The sequence below is a fragment of the Rhizobium sp. M1 genome, assembly GCF_002531805.1.
GTDB classification, from domain to species: domain Bacteria; phylum Pseudomonadota; class Alphaproteobacteria; order Rhizobiales; family Rhizobiaceae; genus Rhizobium; species Rhizobium etli_C.
Genome location: NZ_NWSW01000048.1, coordinates 1 through 24,562 on the forward strand (window position 1 = coordinate 1; position 24,562 = coordinate 24,562).

The following is a 24,562-nucleotide window of genomic DNA, read 5'->3' on the forward strand; positions in this document are numbered from 1 at the left end:
CATGAGTTGAAGCCTCCGGCAAACCCGGCGCGGTTCACATTATCGACCAGGCCAGTTCCCGCCTCGGCGAGCTTTTGGAGGTTGTCGAAGCCAAATCGATGTACGTCGCGGAGCGTCTTCGAGAGTACTACGAGCCGCCCCGCCGTGAGTAATATCCGACCGAATCCCTCATGGTTCACAGTCAACACCGGTGACGCCATCAGTCCGGACTGCTCCTCTATAGCAAGTGCTACGGCGGCATAGAAGATCTCAAGCCGCCACTGCACCTCTAGGTCAGGTCCCCCGATGAGAGGAATCGCCCTACGCTGCTGCCTCGTCACGATGAAATCACAGAGCAAATCGGTGTCCGATTTCTCTTGCCACAATTCAAAGGTGTCTTGAGCACGCATCAGACGCAAGAGGCACTTAATGAAAGGCGTGGCGAGAGCATCTTTCTCATCTAATCGAGCATTGTTGGGGACAGGGGTGACGTTTGACATCAGTTAAAATCCTCCTGAGTGTTGGATGCGGTTTGACTAAGGGCCACACCCGCTTCCGGTAACACCATCCCTTAAAATGGTGCGGCAGATGGGACCTGTGGCGACGCAACTTGGCCCGGACGAATGACATGGCCCCTCGAAACGGGGCGGCCGCAACAACAACGGCAAGCGGCGGGCAACGCTGGCGGGCTTGACGAAAAGCGCTTCACAAGCGAGATTCCCGTCGCGATAGTCCAGTGGCGGTAGGTTTCGCCGCGAACTCCACCCTCAACCAACCTATTCGCCGCCAGGTGTAAAACCGTGTCTCGGGCTTTCGAATTGAGGATCAGGCGGGGGGTGGAATCAGCTTTTCGAGGTCGACAAGGACAGTGAGAGTATCTTGAGAGGCCGTGTACTTGCCGATCCCCCCTTTTCCGTGCGAACTGATGCAGACCTGCCATGTATTTTCCCTTCAAGGTTCAAATCGACTTCGACCGGACGCCACACGTTCCACCAGGCGATTGCCCGCCGCGTAGTTCTGGGAGTTCAAGACTCATGCCAGTCTCCTCCGCTGAGGTTCGGAACACGGCATCTGTATTGTTTCCAGCTTCTTAGCTAGCCCATGAAGAATTGATCGAGGACAACGTTGTCGTGAACCGGACAAGACGCGGTGGGGATCGAAGAAATGGCATCCCGGTGCAGCGGCGGAAGCCTATTCTCCGGCCACGTCAGCAACAAATGACACCCGCCGAAGCCGCTCCGCTCTCAATTCGCGGATTGGGCGCAATGTCCGGCCGCTTGCCGAGGTGCAGCCGGTCGATCTTCTTTGCTTGGCGATCACAGCGCCTCCCAGTGATGGACTCCGAGACCCGCATGCATCACTGGCTGGAGCTCCCTTCCTCGACAGTTAGCGCCGTCATTTGGGGGAATGCCGCGGGCAAATGGAAAGCGGCATAGGCCCCCGCGACGCCGGCGACAGCTCAACAACGCTCTGAATTTCCACAGTGAACGGCTGTTAGACGTAGCCGGCAAAGGGGAAGCTCACGAAGATCAGATGGCCCTTCAGGGCCGGGTCCTGGTCCGATGCCCACCGGATCGACCGGCCGCAAGGTTTTAGGACCGTTTCAACAACCAGCCCCTGGGCGCCTCGGCGGCGTGTATCTTAAGTTGCCGGCGTGCGTCGGCCGCGTTCACTCTCTATCCGCACCAGAACACGGCACCCGGGGGATCATGCTGCCGGCACGACCTAGCTGGCCGGTACCGTCGGCGCCGGCAAGAGGATGACTGTGGCAGCGGCCGTCATGGAGCAGTGCTGCCTCGGTGTGACCGCTGAGGCGATACTCGCTGTTTCCGGTCATTGCTTAGCACAGGCCGGAAAAGCGTTTCTGGTACCTTAGCGAACGCTCGCGATTTTAGCAGGGACAACGGGACCTGGCGGCAAGCGGACCCCAAACAAGTGCGAAGCAAACCGAATCTTTGGCAACCTCAAAGAGGGTGGAGTCGATACCCTGGGGGTCAAGCGCCCGCGTCGTCGCGGAGCATTGGGCGCGAGGGGTTTGCGGATTCTCGATACGTGATTGGCACATCAGTCGGACCTCAGCCGATCTTCGTGCAAAAGGATCCTTTAAAAATGGGCCCCTTAACGCGTGCCTTGGCATGCTTGCTTGCTGACGAAGTTTAGGTTGAGAATTGAACACCGCTAGTTATTCGCAGGATTGCTCGGCAAACGAACGAGGCGGGGTGGCGTTCCAAGCATGAGCTGGGACAGATAGGGAATGTCGCGCACGCTCCAGCGAACTGCTAGTGCTACGGCAATGATCATCGTCCCGAGAATTCCCGCCGCGCCAGACCTCATTGTGGGAGCCCATTGTTCTCCGTATTGTATCAAATCCATGAGACGGAATACCGTAGCCTGCACCAGGTACAACACGAGCGTGCTCTGCCCCACTTCCACGGCGATAAAGCGAACCACCCGGTTCGAGCGTCCAATTTTCCAGGATTGAAGCAGAATCTCGATCATCACTGCAGAGGCCACTGTCGAGCCAAAAAACATCAGAAGGATATCTTTTGCCGACTGCAGATCCTGGATTAAGGCGAGATTGTTGTAGACATAGGTGTCCTCGCGCCACGCCATGAAGCACAAGCTAGCCGCGATAGAGGCGGACATCATCAGGAGTGGCTTATGATGCCGCATTATGCTCGTCCACCAATCTCTCGACTGCGCAAATGAAAATCCCATGCAGAAAAAGGGATAGGTGTACTTTATGAGAGGGAATATAGAAAACGTCACGGGGGCAACTGCGACCAGTATGGATGAGACAAGCAAAGAGCGTGCCGACCCGGAGTTGAAGATCGAAATAAGTTTGACCAAAAGAAAAGAAGCAAACGCAGCCCAGATGAACCAGTATGTGCCGACGAAATCGTGCATGAATTGCAACAGGTTGCCAGGTGCGTCCGGCGGCCGGGGAAACATGAGCAATTTGACTGCCTCCAAAAGGGTGCACCAGAACAGCGTCGGCACCAGGAGCTGCAGCGCGCGATCACCGATGGCTTGCCTGAACGATTTGCCTAGTAGCCCTGATCTAGAGAGATATCCGCTTATCGCCATAAAGAGAGGCATGTGAAACATGTAGATCGATTTGAAGCATGCCGAATCCCAGAAGCCATCACCCTCGTAAAAGATATATTGTATCAGGTGACCGAAAATCACCAAGACAATGAGTATTCCTTTGGCGAAGTCTAAAGCTAGATCGCGATCGTCGGCCTCTGGCGCCTCAGGCACTGTCTTTCCACCTACAATTCTTGCTCGCATTCTCAACATCTCACGATGCCTACGGGAGCCTTTGAAAGCGGCATTTTCCAACCTCTCGTTCATCATGCAGGCTAATCCAGCTTCCGATCAGCGCTCCGACTTCGGCATGCTGAACGACGGCCAACGGTCATACAATTTGCCTGGGTTCCAAGTTCACAGGGCGACCGTGGCGACTTAGGCCCAGTAGCCGTTTTCGGCGTGTCCATTGGCTGTTTTTCGCCGCAACGTACGCCCCGCCTAAACTCGCTGCCGCGCAACTGCTTGGGCTGCCACGTCGTCGAAATCTTCTAACGGACATTTGCGCGTATGCAAGTAGCGCTGCTTGACTCTGCACTCGGCTATTGTTGCGATTGCATATGATTCTCCATGCCAAACTTGCGCGACACCGTATCAAAAGAACATATTGCCGATTCAATGGCTCCTAGCCGCTGTGGGTATCGTCTATCACCTACCGGCGCTTGGGTGTGGATCGGCACCCCAGCGCAACCCCCCAGACGCTGGAGATTTGCTCCATTAGATCCGCCGCCCAACGTGTCCTATATGGCAGCCTCACCATTGTAAAATTCATGCTCCTAATGACACGCATCTGCGGTATGGATGAGTATCGCGGACCCTTGACAACCTTGAGCGGAAGGTCGGTGAGTATCGCGATACACGAGGCTTTGGCCGCGATCGCCGCCGTTTTGGATCGCCGCCAATGATAGCTGGACGTTGGGCTGCCATTGTCGATCCGTATGCGACGTTTGTCGATACGTCAGAGACGACCGTGGTCCCAATCCGTAGGAAGATCGCAGTAAGCGTCAAGATATGCGGGATGCAACGGCCAGTGTCTGGGGATGCGCTCCCCTGTCAAGGTCGAGACCCCCTCCTCGATCAGTGGCTTTCCCTTTTTGGGATACCTCTCCTTCGGTGGCGAAAGAATGAAACCGGGCTGGATATGTCGCTGGTCATTTCGCGCGATTCAAATTGGCGCAGACTTTGCGGCTCGCTTGACGCGACGATCCCCCTGAGCTGAAGAAGGCCGGCCGCAATAGCGCCGAGCATTGGCGCACATATATAAAGCCAGAGTTGAGAGAGTGCCGCCCCTCCTGCGAAAAGTGCTGGGCCGATCGATCGTGCTGGATTCACAGAAGAACCCGAAACGGTGATACCGCCAAGGTGGATCGCAACTAAGGCAAGTCCAATCGCCAATCGTGCAACAGCGCCGCGTCCAGCCGTGCATTTGAGGAATACAGTTACGAACAGGAACGTGGCGATAAACTCGAATAGGAACGCAGCTCTCCATCCGTAGACTACCCAGCCGGTTTGGGCGAAACCTTCTAGGGTGATATCGTAACCGCCGACCTTGTTCATAGCGATAAGGTAGAGCGTGCCTGCCGCCGCGATAGCTCCTGCACATTGGGCGGAGACATACGCGAGAAAGTCCCACACTCTCAATCGGCGCGACACGAGGAAACCCAGGCTGACCGCCGGATTGAGATGCGCGCCCGAGACTGGGCCAATCGTGTAGGCCATTGCAACCACGGTCGTCCCGAAGGCTAAAGCGACACCCAACAGGCCCACCTCTTGACGCATATAAAGCAATGTGCCGCAGCCGAGGAAGACAAGTGTGAAGGTCCCGAAGAATTCGCAAACATACTTTTTCATTTTTCACTCCATTGATTTGACCCCACGTACTTTTCGGTGTCATCCTCGTGCCGCCAAGCGTTCCGCATGCACCGAACCAATCATCGTGTCAGGTCCCGAAAACCTCCGTAGTTGACTTCAATTGCGTCCTTGTCCGACGAGATCGGCATCAGAGCCTATGGTCAACCAGCGTCACCGATCACCAGCAAACGTCGTACCAAATGAAATATGTTGCGCATCACAGCGATCGCTCTGATGACGTTCGGTCTTAGGTTCGAAAGTGCCGTGAACAGGATAGGCAGGCGAACCGTACCGAGACGTATGGACCCGAGCTGGGCTACGAACAAATCGCCAAGCAGCCCATCCTCAAATTATCGAAACAACGACCCTCTTCATGGCTCCAAGCGGAAGGTGGTGCAAAGCAGGAACCAGGACAAGGGTTGATAAGACCGCCAGGGACGTTCACGAGAAGTCGAGTAACGCCCCTTAGCCACGAACAGGCACATGATCCTTGGCGCGATTTGAAGTCCGCGTGAATTCCCTTGTCCCCAGCGCAACCGTCGACATTTTTCGCAAATGTCGGGCATTCGCCACTTTTGTCAGATTTGTCGTGACTGGAACGTTTTGTTCGCCGGTCTCTCCGCCAAATACACATCAACCTGCCCTCAACCCGCCCATCGATAAACGAAAATCATCTTCTTGGCGCGTCGGAGCAGTTGGCATGGTGTTTGCTGATCCCTGGTTACAAGCGGCAGAAAGCAGTCTGCATGATGCCGGTTCATGAAACGAACGGAACGGAGGCCACCTGACCGTTCGTCATCGGATCCGCGTTCTACCAAAGCGGCCATGCATAGTCCGCCGGCGGAAGGGGTCAATCCCGATGTCACAGCTTGCAACCAACTCAAAGAGAAGGAAAATGCAATGACCAAGATTTCCGAAAGATCCTTTGAAACGATCGAAAACCCGGGGTCATCGCCGCTCAAGGTGCCAGATCAGTTCGGCGCATCCGTTGAAAAGGGGAACAAGCAGGTGACAGAGGCTCTTTTGAAATTTGCGTCCGGCGCTGAAGCGACACAGAAAATGCTGCCTCCGATCCTCGAAACGACAAGTCTATTCGGCAACGAATTGTGGTGGAAGACGATCGCTGCACTGCAAGCCGACGCCGAGGCCGGCTTCTCACATTTGCAAGCTTTGCTGGGCGCGAATTCGCCGTCGCAGATCCTCGAACAGCAGTCGACCTTTTTCCGCAAGCGCGTTGAGACAAGTTTGCAGCACGCCAAGGAAGTCCGGGAGCTCTCAAGCAGGGCGGTGGAGGAAATCTCAAAGCCGGTCAAGGATGCTTTTGACAAGGTCCTGACGAACCCCAAAGCGACGTAAAGTTGACTCGGCACTAAGATCAGGGCTGGACGAATCATGATCGGAGCCGCTTTCGAGGAGACAACATTATGCGGCCGACTGATGTTTCATCTGTTCGCGGCGCTGGCGAATTCCGGCGTGATCTGGTCAGAGAGCGGACCCGTGCCGGCCCGGAGGAACGTGGTAGGCGCGGCGGCGGCCGCCGCAGATAAGCTTGCCAGGGCCTCATCTGGTGGCTGGCCACAAAGTGCGCGAGGCCATCGCACCTTACGAGGCTCTTAGATGGTTACATGTGGGGGATAGTAAAATGATTGTAGCTGTTCCAAATAGCGGGGCGTCACGGATTAACCAATCCGGTGTAGAAGCATTACGAGAATTTCCTAACTTTCCGATAGGCGGGATCTTGTTCAAGGATATAGCGCCTATGCTGGCTGGTAGAGGTGCATTGGGCGAAGTCGTTTCTACCGTCGCAAGCCAAGTGTCGGGAACAGAAATCGATGCCATTTTGGCGGTTGATGCGCGTGGTTTCATCTTGGGCGCCTCATTGGCTGATAGGCTCGGTTGCGGTTTCATCATGGTAAGGAAACCCGGTAAACTGCCGGGGGACGTCCTCTCATTTGAATACAGCTGTGAATACTGCTCCGGAACCCTGGAGGTAACTGCCGGCCTCATCGGTGACGGCCTGCGATGCCTGATTGCTGATGACCTTCTAGCGACGGGTGGCACTGCTCGGGCGACTGGGAATTTTGTCAAGTCCCAAGGCGGAGAGATCGCCGGATACGCATTCATACTCGAAATCGAAGTTTTGAAAGGCAGGCGTCAATTGGACGACGCACCAGTGATCAGTGCGATGACGTGCTAGCGCAGCAACATAGACGTAAGGAGGCAAGCGCATGAATACCCCTGATTGGCTTTCGACACCGCAGGACGTGCATGTAGCCAGTCAGACGCTACAGGCCCTCGTCACAAGTGAACTTTCGAAACGAGTCGTCTCGGAAAACGAAATTAAAACGATCTATCTGTTTCTAACCCGCAAGTGCAATTTGGGATGCCACCACTGTTATATCGCAGGCGTCGGGCCCAAGGCCAAGGGCATTGATTTCAACCTGGAGGCGATCCAAGGACTGATCGAGCAAGCACTACCCAATGGGCTGCGCAAGGTTAAGGTTTCCGGGGGTGAACCGATGGTTCACAAGGAATTCATGGCAGTCATGGAATATCTCGCATCCTGTGGGCTGAAGGAGCTGGTTTTCGAGACGAATGGAACCCTCTTTGACGAGTTCACGATCGAGCAGCTAAGTAGGCTCCCCAATTTGACGGTCTTCATCAGCCTCGACCATTTCGACCCAGAGGCGCACGACGCTTTCAGAGCAAAATCGGGTGCGTTCGCCAAGACTGCGATTGTCCTGCAGCGGCTTGGAAAAACTGACATCTCTACGGTGGTAACGACGACTGCCTATCGCAACAACTATGACAAGGTGATTTCGATTATAGATTTGGTGCTCGGCTGGGGCATCAAGAAGCATCGGACGCTGCTCAACATACATCCGATGGGCAACGCGCGCAGCCATGAGGACAATGCGATAAGCTTGGAGGAATGCAAGCTACTGATAGGCGATCTTTTGAAATCTCCCCATTTTGAGAGTGGCGCTGCATACATGACTCTGCCGCCGGCTCTGATGCCTCTCAAGTATCTGAACGGCGTGCATACTTGCGGTTGGGGCGACAACGTACTGGGCATACTGTCGAACGGACAAGTTTCGATGTGCAGTGCCTCCTACGATGATCCGGAAATGATCGCCGGCAATGCCTTCGAAATGCCCTTGATGGAAATCTGGCGCAACAGCCCGTTCTTCCATGAGCTACGCGAGGTGGTGAGTGGCGAGGTTAAGGGCGTCTGCGGCAACTGCGTGTTTTATCCAGTCTGTCGCGGCGTCTGCAAGATGAGTAGCTGGTCGCACTATGGTGAAAAGGACGCGCCCTATCCGCTGTGCCAGGAACTTTACAATAACGGAGGTTTTCCGGAGTACGCCCTGGTGGACCCGACGAAAGATTCCACCTACCGCCGCGGAGTTATAGCGAAAGAGCGTCGGCCCGCCGCCGAAGCTCCTGTCTATAACTTCTCGGAGGAAATCGCGGCTGCTGCGCAACACACTCACTAACGCAGGAGGCGCGACGTAATAATTGCTGTGTCGACGACGTAATTTAACCAGGTCAACAAAAATAACGTGGAGGATTGAGGATGAGCAGAGCTTTCCGAGGTGCAGCGGGTGTGGCGCACACACTTGCGAACAACGCGATACGATCCGGCAACAAAGCAGCCGCCCAGCAAGCCCAGGTGATTTCTCGTCTCGCGGAAGGACTCGCCCGGCTGCAGGCGGGTTTGGATGACCAAGCTCAGCAATTGACGGCTGGCCTTGTAAAATTAGAGCAATCGCTAAAGGTGTCACGCAGATCGCAACGGTCGAAATCCGGCTCACTCGCTGCTAACGGCGAACTACAAGACTACTACGTTGATATAACCGCCTCGAAGAAATTTGGCAAAGCCAATTGGCCGCGCGCCGCCGATTCAGGTCTTGTAGGACGCCGCATTGGGCGAGGACCGGTTAGGATGACTGGTTCCGACACACAATCGGCAAAGGCGGTTACCGCCGCATTCGCCAAACTTCTCTCGGCTCAGGCACAATTGCTGCAGATACGCAGTGAAGTGGAAGACCTCAAGAAGGTTCAGAGGTAGCGGCAATGGCTAGTTCCCGACTGTTTGGCTACGCCGTTGACGAAGAGGATGGCAAGCTGGTAATCGTGATTGACGGATTGCTTGCCGAAAGTTGCATCCGGCAAATTCGGGACAGCGCCCAGACGGGCCGCGGTGGTGAACTCTTGTCGCGATTGCTGCCGGTAAGTTCGGTTTACAAGCTTATGTCTGGACAAGAGGAACGCGCTGAAGAAACGCTCAGCCTTGAACAGTTGCTTGGACAAAACGTCGACCAGAGTTTCGCTTCCTTCGAACAACAGTTCGCCGACCTAAGGCAGACACTAGCCGAATTCGGCAGCCCGGAAAGTTCGAAATAAATCACGCAGCCGTATCAGGAGTCTCCGCGATGCTTCGGTTGTCACCAGAAGACTCTATTTTGCTGATCACCTGCCGGGCCTACCTACGACCCGAGGATGAAGAGCGTTTGGTCCGTCTCTGCAAGGAGCCTGTCAACTGGCCCTATGTGGTATGGCGCGCCGAGCATAATCGGACGGTGCCGCTGCTTGAGAATCACTTGCGCCGCCTCGATTTGTTGACACTATTGCCTACTGAGGCGGCGCATTACGTTCAGTGCTGGACTGTCATGTCAAAGGTCAGGTCCGCACTCGAATTTCGCAATCTGCCAGAAATCATGGATGCGCTGGATCGGGCCGGCATCGCCTGGTTCCTGGTGAAGGGACCAGATCTCGCGCTTCTCCACTATCCCGATCCACTCCTACGGCCGATGACCGATCTCGACATCATGGTCAAGCCCGCTGACGCGCAGCGCGTGCAGCGGCTCATGTTCGATCTCGGCTACCGGCACGGTATTTTCGACCCTTCAAATGGCAACTGGCATCCGGAACGAAAGGAACTCGATGACGAAACCTTCCGCGAAAGTTATTCCTTGCCGGTGTTTGTAAGGATAGAATCCGTTGAATCTCCGTTCCCTGGTCCCGCGGTGCCACGCCAGCTGCGCTACCGCCACGTAAAGGGATACATCGATTCCGCGAAGAAGCTGCACATGCCCATCTTCATTGATATGCATGTAAATCTCTCCGTCGGCATCGATGTCGAAGACATATGGTCAGGCGTGCGTCTTGCAAACGGTCTAGGCCGCATATTGCAGGTCCAATCCGCGACTGGCGCCGTCTGGTTCCTTTCGGCCAGGCTTTATCACGAGGCCTTCCTTTATAATTCGCTTCGACTATTGATGTTCGGCGATCTTCATGCGGTTCTACACAAAGAAATGGCGAATATTAGCTGGGCGGAGGTCGCTGCGATAGGTTACAAATACGAGATGAGGCCGGCGTTATATTTCGTCCTGACGCAGATGAAGCGCATCTGTGGGATAGACATACCGTCCGAGTTCCTAGAGCTCATTCGACCCGATCAAACCGAGGTACCACTTCAACATGATTGGGGCGACGTGTTGCCCAAACTGCTGTCTATTCCCACTGTTAACGATCTTGAGCTGGCGTAAATATGGCGCCCGAGTCACCATATCGTACAGATCCTGCGGCGAACGACCTTCGTATCGCAGCAACCGAAACCTCTGCAAAGTTTGCGTCAACAGTCCATCGGGCCCTCACGCGGTCAGGAATAACGATCCTAAACACGCAGGTGTTCAGCAATGGCCAGATGGCTGTCACTCCGCGCGACGGCGGGCTTGGCGGAAATGTGGTGGTCGTGCAAACATTTCCTGACAGCGTTCATGATCGTCTTTTCGAGTTGTTCCTAGCGCTTGGTGCCGTGCGGGCGCGGGGTCCCCGCACGATTACCGCTGTTCTTCCCTACCTCCCATATTCGCGTTCGGATCGCCCTGCCTTCGACGGCGGACCTGTACCGGTGCGAATCCTTGCGGGGATTATCGAAACTCTCGGTATAGATCGGCTGATAACTTTCGAACTCCATGTTCCTCAGCTGTGCGCCGCATTTGCCTGTCCTGTCGTCAATCTTCAGTTCGCTCCCGCCCTAGTTCGCCATCTCGGTTCTGCGGCCGTCGATGGCGACATGGTCGTTTCACCGGATTTCGGCGGAGCGAAGCGAGCTGAGCACTTGGCGGCCCTGCTCGGCTGCCCATTCGCTGTCATGCGCAAGCACCGCAGAGACGATGATGACTTTCGGGAGAGCGTCGAGATTCTGGGGGACGTTGCTGGCCGGACGATCATCCTGATTGACGACGAAATCAACAGTGGTCAGACGGCTTTTTCAGCCGCCGCACATCTCAAAGCGGCAGGCGCTCGCAAGATAACCCTTGCCGCAGCCCATGCCATATTCACGCCGTCGCTGAACGAAAACTGGGGACGGTCTCAGATCGACCGCATCGTTGTGACCGACAGCGTCGGACGTACCGACAATTTCCCCGACAGTGTCGAAGTAGTCTCGATCGGCAACGAAATTGCAGGCGCGCTGCAGGCACGCTGAGAAGCATTACCTGAAATCTAGCATCACGCGATTAACACGTGGATCGAGCGCCTGCTCGAATGCCTCTTGGGCGTTTGACGAGGGCCAAAGATTGACCTGCAGCACGTCGAAGCGTGCGGCGTGTTCAACGATGGTTCGGATGGCATTTCTCACGTCGTCCGCGCTTTGGGCTATGGTGCCGATCAGTTCAATTTCCCGGTAATGCAGAAAGTTAGCGCCTACCGATAACAAATCGGACGTCGGAATCGATTGGTAGAGTACAATCCTGGCACCGCGTGACGCCGCAGCTATGGCCCCCTGAATGCCTCTGACACCGAAGCGCGTGCAAAAGATGCAGTCGAAGCCCCAGCCATCCGTTAATTTCTCGACGAGTTTCGGATCAGACAGAGAATGAACTGACCCCGTTGCATGGGCGCCGGTCGACATCACAGGCCCATGCGTTGCCACGTCGTCATCGAAAAGGTAAACGTCGCATCCTTTGGTTGTCAGAAGTATCGAATGGAGAAGGCCCATCGTGCCTCCGCCGATGACGGCCACAGTGTCTCCAGCCTTTGCACGCGCCCTATTTATGCCGCGTGCCACGCAGGCGACAGGTTCAACTAACGCGGCACGCTCGGGAGCCAAAAAGGAAGGCACGGAAAAAACCTGATAGGCGGGTACGCCCACAAAATTGGCCAATCCCCCCGGCCCCTGCGGCACCCCTCCTCTCGCTTTAGGATTTAAATATGCACAGTGGTTGTCCAGTCCGAGGCGGCAGGCACGACATTGGCCGCATCTGCGCATTAAAAGCACCGCAACGCGGTCTCCTACGCGCAGGCCATCCGGTACATCGTCCGGCAGAGACACGATCGTGCCTGACAACTCGTGCCCGCCCCAATAGGGGTAAGTCGGCTTGGCGCCCCGATAAACGCGTTGCTCCGGTGTGCAGAGTCCACACAACTCTATCCGCACACCGACTTCGGACGATACGGCGAGTGGAACCGACAATGTCCATTCTTCAACCTTGCGGGGGCAAGTAATTACGAGTCCACGAACCTCCATACGAGACCTCTCGCTCCCCGACACACCGACTATCCTAATATGTACACTTACTTGCATCCAGAATCTAGCCAACAACCACAGGCGGCAGTCAGAAAGCTGATGAAATCACGTGCCTTGCTGGCGGGCTTGCTTATGTCCTGGGTCTTGACAAGCTTCTCGGAGATATCGTCGGCGCAAACGGCAAAGGACGTTTCAAGCGGCAGAAGTGTTCCCTTGCGCAAGGAGCGACGAAACTATTGAAGGTAGAGTGGAGCGCTTGGGCCGCGTCAATGCCACCAGCCTCAAACACGAGCCGCGGTTTACCAGCCCGTTCTTCGATGCATCCTCATCTCTGCGAAGATGCCATGTCGCCTTCCCTCATCTGCCCGCGCGAACCCTCCTAAGAGCCTATCGCCACATCGTCCAAAGCTTCATCCTTCGTGGCGCACCGGTTCGAACCGAACAGACCAACAATCCGAGTCGCACCGAGAAGGATGACGGCAACTAGATCGGTAGTTGGGCGGCCGCAACATCAGAAAGGTCTCAGCGTTTGCTGGACGCGTGCCTGCGATGGCGGTGGTGGCAACGATCTTCTCTGGCTGCCCCAAGCGCGGGAGAGGCCATTCGACGCTAGCAAGAGTTCGCTCGAACCTGATATCCGTTACCGCAACGACTTCGCTGAGACCACCTCCCAGGCACCATTCTACGATGCCGGCGAACAAGGTCAGCGTTGCCTCGTGAACGGAACCATCTCCCCTCCCCTCCCCTCCACTCTTCGAGGTGTCGACGCAAAAGCGAGAACTCTAGACCATCAGGGGATTGGCGTTCAGGCGACCCTTCGGGAGCAGAGACGGAAATACGTCTACCAGCATGGTCGGTCCCATCGCAGACAAATCGCGTGCACATCCTGCAAGTGGTCCAGCCGCGGTGACATCCAGGATGGCAGTCGGGGCGAGAGCGTCAACCCCATCTGCCTCGCACTCGTCGACTACTTCTACATCCCAAGTGCGAGTGGAAAAGATCCTCGCACGTAGCCTATGATCGTCCTGAAGCAGCTACGCTTCGTAGTAAATTTTTGGTGTCGAGATCGCGAATACCTGCATGAATTTCTCCGCCGCCGTTAGGCGCCGGGAACTCTGCACGAATTGGAATCGGGCGTCCGTTGTCGAATGCTTACGGTTTTGTGCGAGTGAGTCGCGGCAAGGGGATCACCGACTTTGCCGAGGTCTTCTGCTTTTCGTCTAAATCGCCGGGGCACATTTGTAGGATTCACAATAAAACACACCATGACCAATCGGTACCGCGGTCTTGCTAAGCTGCAGGATATAAACGGAAAAATCCATTTACTCTACGTTCCGGGTTTATCCACGTTAGCCTTTCGTTAACCTAAAACCCCTTGCTCAAAATGCAGAATCGGCTCTAATAGCTAGTGGCGGAACTTTAGCGGTTTCGCGAAAAGTTCCGCCACTTGCAGGAAATGGATTTTGAGATGGCGAAAACCGCAGCAAAAACAGCGCCGGTCGTCGAAGGGTTGACCGCATTGATGGAGCGTCATGCTGACGCTCTCTCCAGCCAACTTCAAGCACATCATCTCAAGGTCTTCCCGCCGACGTCCGAAAAGGGCATTCGATCCTTTGCACCGTCAGAAGCCTCAAAATTGCTTGGCATCGGTGAGTCTTATCTTAGACAAACTGCTTCGGAAATGCCTGAACTGCACGTTAGTATGAGCCCTGGCGGTCGACGCACGTTCACGATCGAAGATATTCATTCAATCCGTAAGCACCTGGACCTGATTGGCCGCGGGAACCGGCGCTACCTGCCCCATCGTCGCACGGGGGAGCAGCTTCAAGTCGTCTCGGTGATGAATTTCAAAGGCGGCTCGGGCAAGACGACGACAGCCGCGCATCTGGCACAGTACCTGGCAATGCGTGGCTACCGGATTCTCGCGATTGATCTTGATCCCCAAGCAAGCCTTTCCGCACTCTTCGGCAGTCAGCCAGAAACTGACGTTGGTCCGAACGAAACACTCTATGGCGCCATCCGGTATGATGACGAGCAGGTCCCAATCGAGCAGGTTGTCCGAGGAACGTACATCCCGGATCTTCATCTAATTCCTGGCAATCTTGAACTGATGGAGTTTGAGCACGATACCCCGCGCGCGCTTATGAACCGGAAGGAAGGTGACACGCTTTTTTACGGTCGGATCAGTCAGGTCATCGAAGACATCGCGGACAACTACGATGTCGTCGTTATCGATTGCCCTCCCCAACTTGGCTATCTCACGCTTTCAGCTCTGACCGCCGCAACCTCGATCCTCGTCACCGTCCATCCCCAGATGTTGGATGTAATGTCGATGAACCAGTTTCTGGCGATGACCTCGAATCTCCTTCGGGAAATCGAGAACGCAGGCGCCCAGTTCAAGTTCAATTGGATGCGCTACCTCGTCACTCGTTTTGAACCGAGCGATGGCCCGCAGAACCAGATGGTGGGCTATCTGCGTTCGATCTTTGGCGAAAATGTCCTCAATTTTCCGATGCTCAAGACGACCGCCGTTTCGGACGCTGGCCTGACGAATCAAACCCTCTTTGAGGTTGAGCGCGGACAGTTCACGCGCTCGACCTATGATCGGGCCTTAGAGGCGATGAACGCCGTCAACGACGAGATCGAAACTCTAATCAAAAAAGCATGGGGTAGAACCACATGAGTCGGAAGCACCTCCTTGACGTCACCACGGACGCGCCCGACAGCTCATCAGCTGCTGAACACAGAGCGGCAAAGACTCGCTCCATGCCGCTTCTCGGCGTGACCAGAAAAGAACGAGATCCAGCGACGAAGCTGACTGCAAACATCGGTAACGCGTTGCGCGAGCAAAATGATCGTCTTGGTCGTGCCGAGGAGATCGAGCGGCGTCTCGCCGAAGGTCAGGCCGTGGTTGAACTGAACGCGTCGTCAATCGAGCCGTCCTTCGTTCAGGATCGCATGCAAGGTGATATCGAAGGACTTCTTGCATCCATCCGCGAGCAAGGACAGCAGGTCCCAATCCTTGTGAGACCTCATCCCGTTAAACCCGCGCACTACCAAGTTGCCTTTGGACATCGCCGGCTGCGCGCCGTTTCGGAGCTAGGACTGCCGGTCAAGGCGGTTGTTCGAGACTTGACGGACGAGCAGTTGGTTGTCGCACAGGGTCAGGAAAACAATGAGCGCGAAGACCTCACCTTCATCGAAAAGGCACGTTTCGCACACAAGCTAAACAAGCAGTTTCCACGAGAAATCGTCATCGCGGCTATGTCAATCGATAAAAGCAACTTGTCGAAGATGCTCCTGCTTGTTGACGCCCTCCCCTCTGAATTGATCGATGCCATCGGCGCCGCTCCAGGCGTTGGACGCCCAAGTTGGCAGCAATTGGCAGAGCTGGTTGAGAAAGCATCGCCTCCGGCAGGCGCTGCGAAATATGCTGCCTCGGAGGAGGTGCAGGCGCTGCCGTCGTCGGAACGGTTCAAGGCAGTGATCGACCATCTGAAACCGCGTCGGACTGCGCGCGGGTTGCCAGACGTCCTGTCGACCCCCGATGGCGACAGGCTTGCGCAGGTCACGCAGAGCAAGAGCAAGCTAGAAATTACCATTGACAGGAAAGCCACGCCGGATTTCGCGGCTTTCGTACTCGAGCATTTGCCGGCGCTTTACCAGGAGCATCGCGCAAAGCATCAACGGAAACAGGGAGTGTAACCCGCAAAAGAAAAGAGCTCCCTCAACGTCGCCGTCGTGGAAGCCCTTCTGTCTCTGTAGCAAGAACAGAATCGCATTTCCTCGAATCCTCGTCAAGAGTCTTTGGCGCCGTTTTGGTGAGCGAATTTCCTTTGCCTGCTGAAAGGTGAGAGACAATGCAGTCGGGGAATGTAGCGACGCCGTTCGGGCGGCGGCCAATGACGCTTGCGCTCGTGCGGCGCCAGGCGGCAATGGAAATCAAGCATGGAAAAGCTGCCGATAAGTGGAAAGTGTTGAGAGACGCTTCCGCCGCGATGGAACTGCTCAAGATCCAGTCGAACAGTCTGGCTGTTCTTGACGCACTTTTGAGTTTTTATCCTGACAATGAGTTGCGTCAGGATGCACAATTGATTGTCTTCCCCTCGAATGCCCAACTGGCGCTTCGGGCGCATGCAATGGCGGGCGCAACGTTGCGGCGGCATATTGCCATTCTGGTGGAGTCGGGGTTGATCGCCCGTAAGGATAGCGCCAATGGCAAGCGCTTCGCCCGCAAGGGCGACGATGGCCAGATCGAGAATGCTTTTGGCTTCGACCTGTCGCCCCTCCTGGCGCGATCGGAAGAGTTGGCGATGTTGGCGCAAAGAGTGGCGGCCGAGAGAGCCTCGCTCAGGAAAGCCAAAGAGAGCCTTACAATTTGCCGGCGGGATGTTCGCAAACTTATTACTGCTGCAATGGTCGAGGGCGCCGACGGCGATTGGAAGACGACCGAGGACATCTACATTGCGCTCGCGAGCAGAATTCCGCGCGTTCCGACCCTTGAAGGGGTCACTAGCGTTCTCAATGAAATGGAGATGCTCCGTGAGGAAGTGCTTAATCGTTTGGAAAACCTCGAGAATGCTGAAAAAATTAGCACCAATGCTGCTCATATCGAGCAGCACATACAGAATTCAAAACCCGAATCCGTAAATGAATCTGAACCACGCTCCGAAAAGGAGCAGGGGGCAAAGGCGAGCTTGAGCCATCAGCCGAAGAATGAATCGCAAAGGGCGTTCCCCTTGGGATTGGTGCTCAAGGCGTGCCCGATGATCAGCGACTATGCACCGCGCGGCGTGGGGAGCTGGCGAGATCTGATGTCTGCCGCTGTGGTGGTTCGATCTATGCTGGGGGTAAGCCCTTCCGCCTACCAGGATGCCTGCGAGGCGCTAGGACCGGAGAATGCTGCGGTGGCAATTGCGTGCATCCTGGAAAGGGCTAACTTCATCAACTCTCCTGGAGGCTATCTGCGGGATCTAACGCGCCGAAGTGAGCGCGGTGAATTCTCGCTTGGCCCGATGATAATGGCGTTGTTGAAGGCCAACGGGCAAGGCGGTTTGAGGGCTGGGTAAGTGCGGCTGATCGTTATTCCTGCCGTTGAGGATTTCGGTTGTGGTCAGCTGACCACCAAGCTAACCCCTTGGAAAACACCAACTTTCAAAGGCGGCTTGTCGCAGGCATTGTGCCGGTTACCGTCTGGCTCCCGAGCCAAATGACGCCTCTTAGGGGAACAGTAGACCGTGATCTCAATACGAACGCGCCCAAGGTCGCGCACGAACAAGACCAGGAGCGAAGTCTTCGCACGAAATGGCAGCCGCCTTTCATCAATTCATTGGCACCGGCGCGGCAAATCGCAAGGCGGCCGGCTGTGCCGGCTAATCGCGAGTGGGCGATGGCGCCGCATGGATAGGACGCAATAGGAACAAGTACCTGCTGCCATCCGCAGCGCCGGAATCTACGGGGCTGATTCGCGGCGGCACTTCCACAACACTGGGAGAATTCATCAACCGCTATCTTGGGCGAGGTGACGCAATGAGCCACTCGACCCTATGGTCTTTTGACCAGGCAAGAATGGCATTCGAGGTGAGTTTGGTGCCGTTGTCGGAGAGATCATTGCGAGTTTCGAGCGAGGCGACGACCGGAGATCGAGGTGTCCGGGGATCGCCGCGAGGCATTCTCGCGTCGCGTCATCGACGATGTTGAGCACGCGAAACCCCCTTCCGTAAGCGAACTTGCAGGCACGCGCGCACCGATCCTGGCCAACGCGAAGGCTCTGCCCGCTGGTCGCTGGATTTTGTTCGTGACCAAAAGCAAATGATCCAGTGGAACATTTCTCCACCGAACGACTGAGGCATATACCTATCTCGCAAGGCCCAGCCATCGGCACAGTATTTGAGTCCGTTGAAGAAGGTGATGGGTCCAGGCGGCTTGGAGGAGGCATAGCCGTTCCAGCCGCCGAGTTTGGCGATGATCCAAGCGGCCCAGGCGAGCGAAGCTTTGGGATGGGGATTGGATTGCAGCTTGGTCTTGCCCTTGAAGCGGCTTTCGAGGGCGGCGAGCGTGTTGATCTCGTGGGGACTGACTGCCAGGCTTGCCGGGTGAGGATCGCCGCCACTGCGGTCCTGCACGAGTTGGAGGACGATTGCCGCGGCCTTGGCGGCGATGGCGACGAGCTTTTCCAGCCGCGGCGCTAACTGCAATTGGCTGTCCTCGATCTTGAAGCCCTGCGTCTTCATCACCCGGAAGAACTGCTCGATCATCCAGCGCTGCTTGTACCAAGCGACGATCTGCCAGGCGTCAGTCGCACTGGAGAGCGCATGGGTGGTCAAGAGCAGCCAATGCAAGGGCTCGACACCGTCGGGTGCGTCCGGTTCGACGACCTCGACCCAACTGAGCCTAACCCCGTCGGGCAGCCCTTCTTCGCGCAGGTTTTGCGGTTGCCTGATCGTCGCCTGGCCGAAGCGCAGGCACAACGTTGCCTGCCGCGCCGGACGGTCGGCGCGCTCGCGCAGCTCGATCGTTTGGGTGTCGCAGAACCGAACTGTCTCTACGACATCACGCAGTTTAGAGCCGCCGATGAGTGCATGGTCATGCATGACGCGCGACAAAAGATCGAAGCGTTGGTCGGGCAGGTGCGCCCACATCATAAAGAAGTCGCCCTATTGCGCGACCTCGCCAATGAGCGATGGCGTTTCGGCGACCGGCGACCGGCGACCGGCGACCGGCGACCGGCGCGGCGCGACCGGCGACCGGCGGCTTCGGCGGGGGGGGAGCGCCGTTGGGGTCGACCGCATCTACGGGCTCTATCGCGAAGAAGGACTTTCCGTTCGCAAGCAGAAAAGCCGGGGCGGCACGCTGTCGGCACGCGTGGCCCGATCCTGGTCGAAGCGAAGGCCAATGCCCGAAGCTCGCTGAATCTCGTTCACGACCAGTTCGCTTGCGGAAGGCGGTTTCGCGTGCTCAACTTCGTCGAAGACGTGACCCGCGAATGCCTGGCGGCGATCCCGTGCACCTCGATCTTGCGTCGTCGCGTCGCTCGCGAACTGTCGGTCCTCATCGAACGGCGCGGCAAACCGGGGATGATCGTCTCCGACAACGGCACGGAATTCACCTCGAATGCCATCCTTGCCAGGTCGAAGGATCATAGTGTCGAGTCGCACGGCATCACGCCGGGAAGCCGATGCAAAACGCTAATGTCGAGAGCTTCAACGGCCGGATGCGGGACGAGATGGTCAACCAAAGCCTGTTCCTCGGCTGCGATTATGCCCGAAGCGCCATTGCTGGGCCGACGATTACAACCACTTCCGGCCGCACTCATCGCTCGGACCAGACCCGGGCACGTGATGCAGATACCATTGCCGCAACCGGCTCCAACGCTGCGCGAGATGAAAGCTTCGCGTTTCCGCCACTTGGCGTACTCGGAGCGGGCAGGCTCTAGGGGTGAGCTTTCGGGAGGTTGTCCATTCAAAGCGGATTTAGGAGACTGGAGCTATCACACCTCGAGTCGGAAGGATCGCCGCGAATGAACATTCATGAGAATGCCCGACTGACGCCGTTGCGCCGGGAACAAATGGCGCTTGCTGTTATCGAAGGGCATCTGACCCAGGCTCAGGCAGCACAGGCCTATGGCGTCGCGGCCAAGATCGTCGCCCGTTGGGTCGAGCGTTTCAAGGCCGGTGGTCGAGAGGCGATGCTCGATCGTTCCTCCCGACCTCATGCCATGCCCCGGCAGACCAGTCAGGCGCTGGCGGAGCGCATCATCACGCTTCGCCGCCAGCGCCTGACTGGCAAGCACATCGCGATCGAAACCGGTGTATCTGCAGCGACGGTGAGCCGGGTTCTCAAGCGCGCAGGCCTCTCCCGCCTCAAGGATATCGAGCCGGCCGAGCCTGTGCGTCGTTATGAACGCCAGGCTCCCGGCGAGATGATTCATATCGACATCAAGAAGCTCGGCCGGTTTCATGAGGTCGGCCACCGCATCACCGGCGATCGCACTCGCCAGAGTTCGCGCAGAGGCAAGAGTTGGGGCGCCGGTTGGGAATGCGTTCATGTGGCCATCGACGATGCCTCTCGCATCGCTTTCTCACAGATATTGCCGGACGAGACGAAAGAAAGCGCCGTGGCCTTCTTGAAGGCGGCATTGGCCTATTATGCCAGCCTCGGGATCGCGGTCGAGCGCGTCATGACCGACAATGGTCCCTGCTACACATCAAAGCCATTCGGCCAAGCTTGTCGCGACAACGGCCTCAAGCACGTCCGCACCAGACCATATACGCCTAAAACCAACGGAAAGGCCGAACGCTTCATCCAGACCGCCCTCAGAGAGTGGGCCTACGCCGTCGCCTATCCCAACTCGGACATGCGCGCCGCCGAACTGCCACGATGGCTTCATCGCTACAATTGGCACAGGCCTCACGGAAGTCTAAACTCAAAACCACCAATCACTAGGCTCGCTCTTACCCAGGACAACCTGTTGAGGCTCCACATCTAGTCGCTGCCGGAGAGGATTGAGTGCTAGGTCAGCGGGTCCACTGATCGAGGTTTTTCGCCAGACTCTGCTGTCGTGGGCCAGCAAGTCTTTTGGGGTGGGACGCACTGCCAACAGCTGCTTTTCCGGTGGTCAGCTGACCACAGCTACAACACTCTGAAAAGAAACGACATTTTCGGGCGCTACTATGGACGGCGCATGACCCGCTCCTCGCGCCACCTCTCACAAGATCGGTTGTGTAGAGATAGGTACCGTCCTGTCGCCGCCATGGGTCGCGGGGTCTTGGCGGTCATTTTTGATCGTACATGACGTTCTAAGGGCATTGGTCATGGTTGCCCGGGTAGAATGGCCGACAGCCCTTCTATGCGGCTGGTGTAGTAAGGTCAGTTGATGCACGGAGCCGATTGAGCGGCTTCGTGTTCGAACGAACAATCGCGGTGTTTGTCACGACTGAAAGGAGACATTGCTTTGTAATCTTAACGGCGGTCTCCGCAGGATGCTTCAGGACGAAGACCTCCCAGGCTTCGAGGACAGTCGAAATTTGCTGGTCGTAAAACGAATGTTTGCAGATCTTCGGCCGTAATCATTCTTGTAGGAAATATAGCTGGCGGCGCGGACAAATGGCTCAATCAAATTGTCGAGCATCCTTGAAAGAACGCCGAAACGCGGACGGATTGTAAAAGAAACAAATACTGTCTGACTGAGTTCCGGCTCGCGCCCGAATTCGTCGTGCAGCCGAGACGGCTTTTTGGTAGCGAGGGGAGCGGCTGTCCTCTGCTTTTACCCGCGCCGCCGAGGGTCATGGCCCGCGCGCCTCTGCGGATCATAATCACCGCGGCTGAAGCCTTCAGCACGTTCCGGGGGAGGGGGCGAGCAGGCGGAGGAAGCCGGCTCCGCGGCGAGGATGTAGGCGCTGAGCTGAAACCGCGGAGCGATAGCGACTAGCGGTCCTGGCGCTACAGATCCCCAAAGGCCGGACCTGACGGCTATGCAGTCGAATAGCGACAAGAAAAGACTCTCTGCCATCGGGCGTCGGATGAACCATGCCCTCAACGGCGAATGAGGCCAAATCGGTGGGCTTCGTCCAGCAGGACCCGCACCGAGGACGGTTGCCAGTTCTTGCCGCTGCGCACAGGCCGTTCTCCCATCTGGTCCAGTTGCGCGGCAATGTCGCGCAGCGACAGGTTGGGATCGGCAATGGCAATTGCCGCCACCAGCTTCATCAGATAGTCTTCGGGAGCCCGGCGAGGGGATCGAGCAAGGAGTTCCTTCTCCGCGAGCTTTTCGCGTACCATGCGATGAACAGCGCGACGAAGGCGTTCGACGGTCCAGTCGTGGCCACGGCGATTGAGAACCCGCACGACATTGTCCCAACTGTGCTGCGGCCGGAGTTGACGCACCATCGGCAGCCACGTCTGCGCCGATGCAATGAGTTCATCGAGATAGAGCTTCTCCCGTGCCTGCGAGATTGCCTTGATCGCCTCCGGCCGTCGTTCTCGCAGACCGGGATTTCCAGGAAGCTTGCCGCGTGCCTTCGCCGCCTTAATGCCGGCTTTGGTACGCTCAGCGATTAGCGCCCGCTCGAGCTGCGCGACGGCGCCGAGGACCTGAAGGGAAAACATGCCCTGCGGGGTCGACGTATCGATTGGATCGCGGATCGACCGGAAATGCACGCCGCGGGCCTCGAGGTCCTCGATCACCGACAAGAGATGACTGACGGATCGGGCCAGTCGATCGAGGCGCACGACAATGAGGACGTCGCCGGCGCTAAGTTCAGCGAGTAATCGCGTCAGCACCGGTCGAGCCCGCGATGCTCCGGAACCATGCTCCTGATGGATCCGATCGCAGCCGGCTGCACGCAGCTCGTCCAACTGGGCATCGTGGACCTGTTCATCCGTCGACACCCGGGCATAACCGATCAGCCGCTTGGGAGATTGTTGGTTGTCAAATGTTTGTGGCTTTGCCATCGCGCTTGTAACGGCCCTGTCTCGAAGTAGTTTGTACAGATAAGGCATGCGTTAGAAATCGAACAGTTGCAAGCGTGTTTTAGGCATCAAATAGCGGCCCGCCAGACTCAAATCGCCGCCCGAGATAAGCAACGGAGCGTCCGCACTGACAAACCCGCGCCAGCGGGCTCCTGTGGCGGAAAGGCCGGAAAAACAACCGTTTTGGAGATGCCGCGAGAGCAGGGGCCCTCGGGAGGTCGCCGGCACATCATGCCGGAAGAAGGGTCGGGATTATGCGGGGCAACTGCGGCGGCCGAATTCTGTCTCGGGGAGTCCGGTCATCCCAGACGAAATCGGCCGAAAAGCCTGGAAAACCGCGCATTTCCTGCGATCCATGGTGACCGACACCCTAATTTGCGGCGTTATAGCAATCACTTCCGATAAGCAATACTTATCGGAAGTGAGCATGCTTATGGCCGTCACGGATGACGGAAGATAAAGGCTATTTCACTTCTGAAATAGAAAATAACAGCGTTAATTCATATGATTAACGTGATGAAAACGTCATGAGCTTGCGCCAAGTTGGCGGTGACGGACGCGGAGAATGAGACCATAGGCAATTGAGGGAGGCCGAACCTGCCGGCCGCGTCGGCGGCAAGCTCGGCTGTACCGAGCGAGCCCCTTCGGGTGAGCGAAGTTACTCCACTCGCGGGTCCCGGCCTATGCCGCTTCCCAGACCTGGTTCAGGATCTTTGCGGCCAGCGTCGCCTTGTCCTGCGGCAGGAACCGGCCATAGTGCTGCTGCACCACGTCCGGGGTATCCTGGATCGCATAACTCGCCTGCTCGTAGGATCCCGTCTGCTTGAGAATATGGGTGGCCAGAATATCGCGGACATTGTGCGGACCGTGCGGCAGAAGGCCCTTGATGGCGCCCCGACCGGTATAGGGATTGTAGATCCCAAATCGTTGGATGACGGTTCGCCAGGCCTCATAGAAGGTCGTGGAGTCGTATGCTGCGTCGATGCTGGTCGTCTTGACCGTCTTCACGAACAAGGTGCCCGGATCCTTCGCGCCGCCGAGCAGCACACCGCGATGCCGGTCGATATAGGCGTCCAGGTATTTATAGAGATCGAGCAGGTCGGGCAGAATCAGCCGGAATGGTTTCTGCCCGAAGAAGGACGAGCCGGAATTCTTGAAGGCGACCGACGGGATGAGCACTTCCCAGCCACGCTCGCGCTCGCTCCACCGCAGCTCCCCGCATTTCATGTCTTCCAGCCGCCGCTCCGACGTCGGAAAATGGCCACGTGGGCAGACGCGCAGCTGCCGAAGATTCTTCTGCCGCAGTCCCAGATGAAGTCCGAGCCGAAGCATTAGGAAGGAGCGAGCCGCCTCCGCCGCAGGCCGCGGATAGAGGTTTTCGTCCGGCCCCAATGCCGAGGGCGAGCGGACATAGGGGTTGTCCTTTAACAAACGGTATATCGGAAAGTGCAGAAGACCCGTCGCGGTAGGTGTTTTTGGTTACCTTCCCCGGGAAGGGTATTGAACTGCGCCCATTTTGACCAGACACTCAGCAAATAGGAGGGCTCAAGCACAGGCTGGTTTGAGGAGAAGACGGTATCACCAAGCGCCAGACGTGACGGCGTTGCAAGAAGCCGAGATGGGCTCAGGACCTCCGTC

17 protein-coding genes and 5 pseudogenes are annotated in these 24,562 nt (G+C 56.8%); 12 read left to right on the forward strand and 10 right to left on the reverse strand.

What is annotated here, in order from left to right:
* The 4 genes and pseudogenes from CO655_RS30125 to CO655_RS30145 all read right to left on the reverse strand — a co-directional run.
* A partial coding sequence (locus CO655_RS30125) for a NifX-associated nitrogen fixation protein (protein ID WP_141514381.1) occupies nucleotides 1–479 on the reverse strand: 479 nt, incomplete at its 3' end.
* Nucleotides 480–760: 281 nt separating this feature from the next.
* Nucleotides 761–906 (reverse strand): annotated as a pseudogene (nifH, locus tag CO655_RS34800) (nitrogenase reductase); the annotation flags it as partial.
* A gap of 1,251 nt (nucleotides 907–2,157) precedes the next feature.
* A complete protein-coding gene (gene nolL, locus CO655_RS30140) occupies nucleotides 2,158–3,270 on the reverse strand; it encodes a nodulation factor fucose acetyltransferase NolL (protein ID WP_312883029.1) in 1,113 nt (370 codons plus the stop codon).
* Nucleotides 3,271–4,143: 873 nt separating this feature from the next.
* Complete coding sequence (locus CO655_RS30145; protein ID WP_004677031.1) at nucleotides 4,144–4,917, reverse strand: aquaporin; 774 nt, start codon at nucleotides 4,915–4,917, stop codon at nucleotides 4,144–4,146.
* A gap of 900 nt (nucleotides 4,918–5,817) precedes the next feature.
* On the opposite strand from CO655_RS30145, the gene CO655_RS30150 reads away from it, so the two are divergent.
* From CO655_RS30150 to prs, 7 genes are all read left to right on the forward strand, one after another.
* Nucleotides 5,818–6,273, forward strand: a complete 456-nt coding sequence (locus CO655_RS30150; protein WP_018247122.1) for a phasin — start codon at nucleotides 5,818–5,820, stop codon at nucleotides 6,271–6,273.
* 286 nt (nucleotides 6,274–6,559) lie between these two features.
* Entirely contained in the window at nucleotides 6,560–7,114 is a 555-nt protein-coding gene (locus tag CO655_RS30155; RefSeq protein WP_004672710.1) for an adenine phosphoribosyltransferase, read from the forward strand.
* A gap of 31 nt (nucleotides 7,115–7,145) precedes the next feature.
* The gene (locus tag CO655_RS30160) at nucleotides 7,146–8,414 is read left to right on the forward strand and encodes a radical SAM protein (protein WP_004672712.1); all 1,269 of its coding nucleotides are present in this window, start codon (nucleotides 7,146–7,148) and stop codon (nucleotides 8,412–8,414) included.
* A gap of 80 nt (nucleotides 8,415–8,494) precedes the next feature.
* On the forward strand, nucleotides 8,495–8,989 hold the full coding sequence (locus CO655_RS30165) for a hypothetical protein (RefSeq protein ID WP_004672713.1): 495 nt from the start codon (nucleotides 8,495–8,497) through the stop codon (nucleotides 8,987–8,989).
* A gap of 5 nt (nucleotides 8,990–8,994) precedes the next feature.
* Nucleotides 8,995–9,324: a hypothetical protein gene (locus tag CO655_RS30170; protein ID WP_004672714.1), complete on the forward strand. Its 330-nt coding sequence runs from the start codon at nucleotides 8,995–8,997 to the stop codon at nucleotides 9,322–9,324.
* 29 nt (nucleotides 9,325–9,353) lie between these two features.
* Entirely contained in the window at nucleotides 9,354–10,469 is a 1,116-nt protein-coding gene (locus CO655_RS30175; RefSeq protein WP_004672715.1) for a nucleotidyltransferase family protein, read from the forward strand.
* Nucleotides 10,470–10,471: 2 nt separating this feature from the next.
* On the forward strand, nucleotides 10,472–11,413 hold the full coding sequence (prs, locus tag CO655_RS30180) for a ribose-phosphate diphosphokinase (RefSeq protein ID WP_011053499.1): 942 nt from the start codon (nucleotides 10,472–10,474) through the stop codon (nucleotides 11,411–11,413).
* 6 nt (nucleotides 11,414–11,419) lie between these two features.
* On the opposite strand, the gene CO655_RS34715 is transcribed toward prs, so the two are convergent.
* Nucleotides 11,420–12,511 (reverse strand): medium chain dehydrogenase/reductase family protein, encoded by a 1,092-nt coding sequence (locus tag CO655_RS34715; RefSeq protein ID WP_309506636.1) that lies wholly within the window; start codon nucleotides 12,509–12,511, stop codon nucleotides 11,420–11,422.
* A 353-nt stretch (nucleotides 12,512–12,864) separates the two neighbouring features.
* Nucleotides 12,865–13,488: pseudogene (locus CO655_RS30190) on the reverse strand (acyl-homoserine-lactone synthase).
* 434 nt (nucleotides 13,489–13,922) lie between these two features.
* Here CO655_RS30190 and repA point away from each other — a divergent pair.
* The 3 genes from repA to repC all read left to right on the forward strand — a co-directional run bounded on the left by repA (nucleotide 13,923) and on the right by repC (nucleotide 17,523).
* On the forward strand, nucleotides 13,923–15,137 hold the full coding sequence (gene repA, locus CO655_RS30195; RefSeq protein ID WP_008534005.1) for a plasmid partitioning protein RepA: 1,215 nt from the start codon (nucleotides 13,923–13,925) through the stop codon (nucleotides 15,135–15,137).
* The gene (gene repB, locus CO655_RS30200) at nucleotides 15,134–16,159 is read left to right on the forward strand and encodes a plasmid partitioning protein RepB (protein WP_004672729.1); all 1,026 of its coding nucleotides are present in this window, start codon (nucleotides 15,134–15,136) and stop codon (nucleotides 16,157–16,159) included. Before repA ends, repB begins: the two co-directional genes overlap by 4 nt.
* Before the next feature lie 155 nt (nucleotides 16,160–16,314).
* Nucleotides 16,315–17,523 carry a plasmid replication protein RepC gene (gene repC / locus CO655_RS30205; RefSeq protein ID WP_016737357.1) on the forward strand — a complete coding sequence of 403 codons (1,209 nt, stop codon included), beginning with the start codon at nucleotides 16,315–16,317 and terminating at the stop codon, nucleotides 17,521–17,523.
* A 465-nt stretch (nucleotides 17,524–17,988) separates the two neighbouring features.
* Here the strand turns inward: repC and CO655_RS30215 are convergent.
* Nucleotides 17,989–18,182, reverse strand: a pseudogene (locus tag CO655_RS30215) (IS3 family transposase); the annotation flags it as partial.
* The gene (locus CO655_RS30220; protein ID WP_085861348.1) at nucleotides 18,139–19,098 is read right to left on the reverse strand and encodes an IS4 family transposase; all 960 of its coding nucleotides are present in this window, start codon (nucleotides 19,096–19,098) and stop codon (nucleotides 18,139–18,141) included. The pseudogene CO655_RS30215 and the gene CO655_RS30220, both read right to left, overlap by 44 nt.
* Nucleotides 19,099–19,113: 15 nt before the next feature.
* Here CO655_RS30220 and CO655_RS30225 point away from each other — a divergent pair.
* Nucleotides 19,114–19,889, forward strand: a pseudogene (locus CO655_RS30225) (integrase core domain-containing protein); the annotation flags it as partial.
* An 84-nt stretch (nucleotides 19,890–19,973) separates the two neighbouring features.
* A complete protein-coding gene (locus CO655_RS30230; protein WP_097667727.1) occupies nucleotides 19,974–20,942 on the forward strand; it encodes an IS481-like element ISRel2 family transposase in 969 nt (322 codons plus the stop codon).
* Nucleotides 20,943–21,988: 1,046 nt separating this feature from the next.
* On the opposite strand, the gene CO655_RS30240 is transcribed toward CO655_RS30230, so the two are convergent.
* Together CO655_RS30240 and CO655_RS30245 are read right to left on the reverse strand one after the other, a co-directional pair.
* Nucleotides 21,989–22,906 carry a recombinase family protein gene (locus CO655_RS30240; protein ID WP_008534020.1) on the reverse strand — a complete coding sequence of 306 codons (918 nt, stop codon included), beginning with the start codon at nucleotides 22,904–22,906 and terminating at the stop codon, nucleotides 21,989–21,991.
* Nucleotides 22,907–23,605: 699 nt separating this feature from the next.
* Nucleotides 23,606–24,310, reverse strand: a pseudogene (locus tag CO655_RS30245) (hypothetical protein); the annotation flags it as partial.
* Nucleotides 24,311–24,562: the final 252 nt, after the last annotated feature.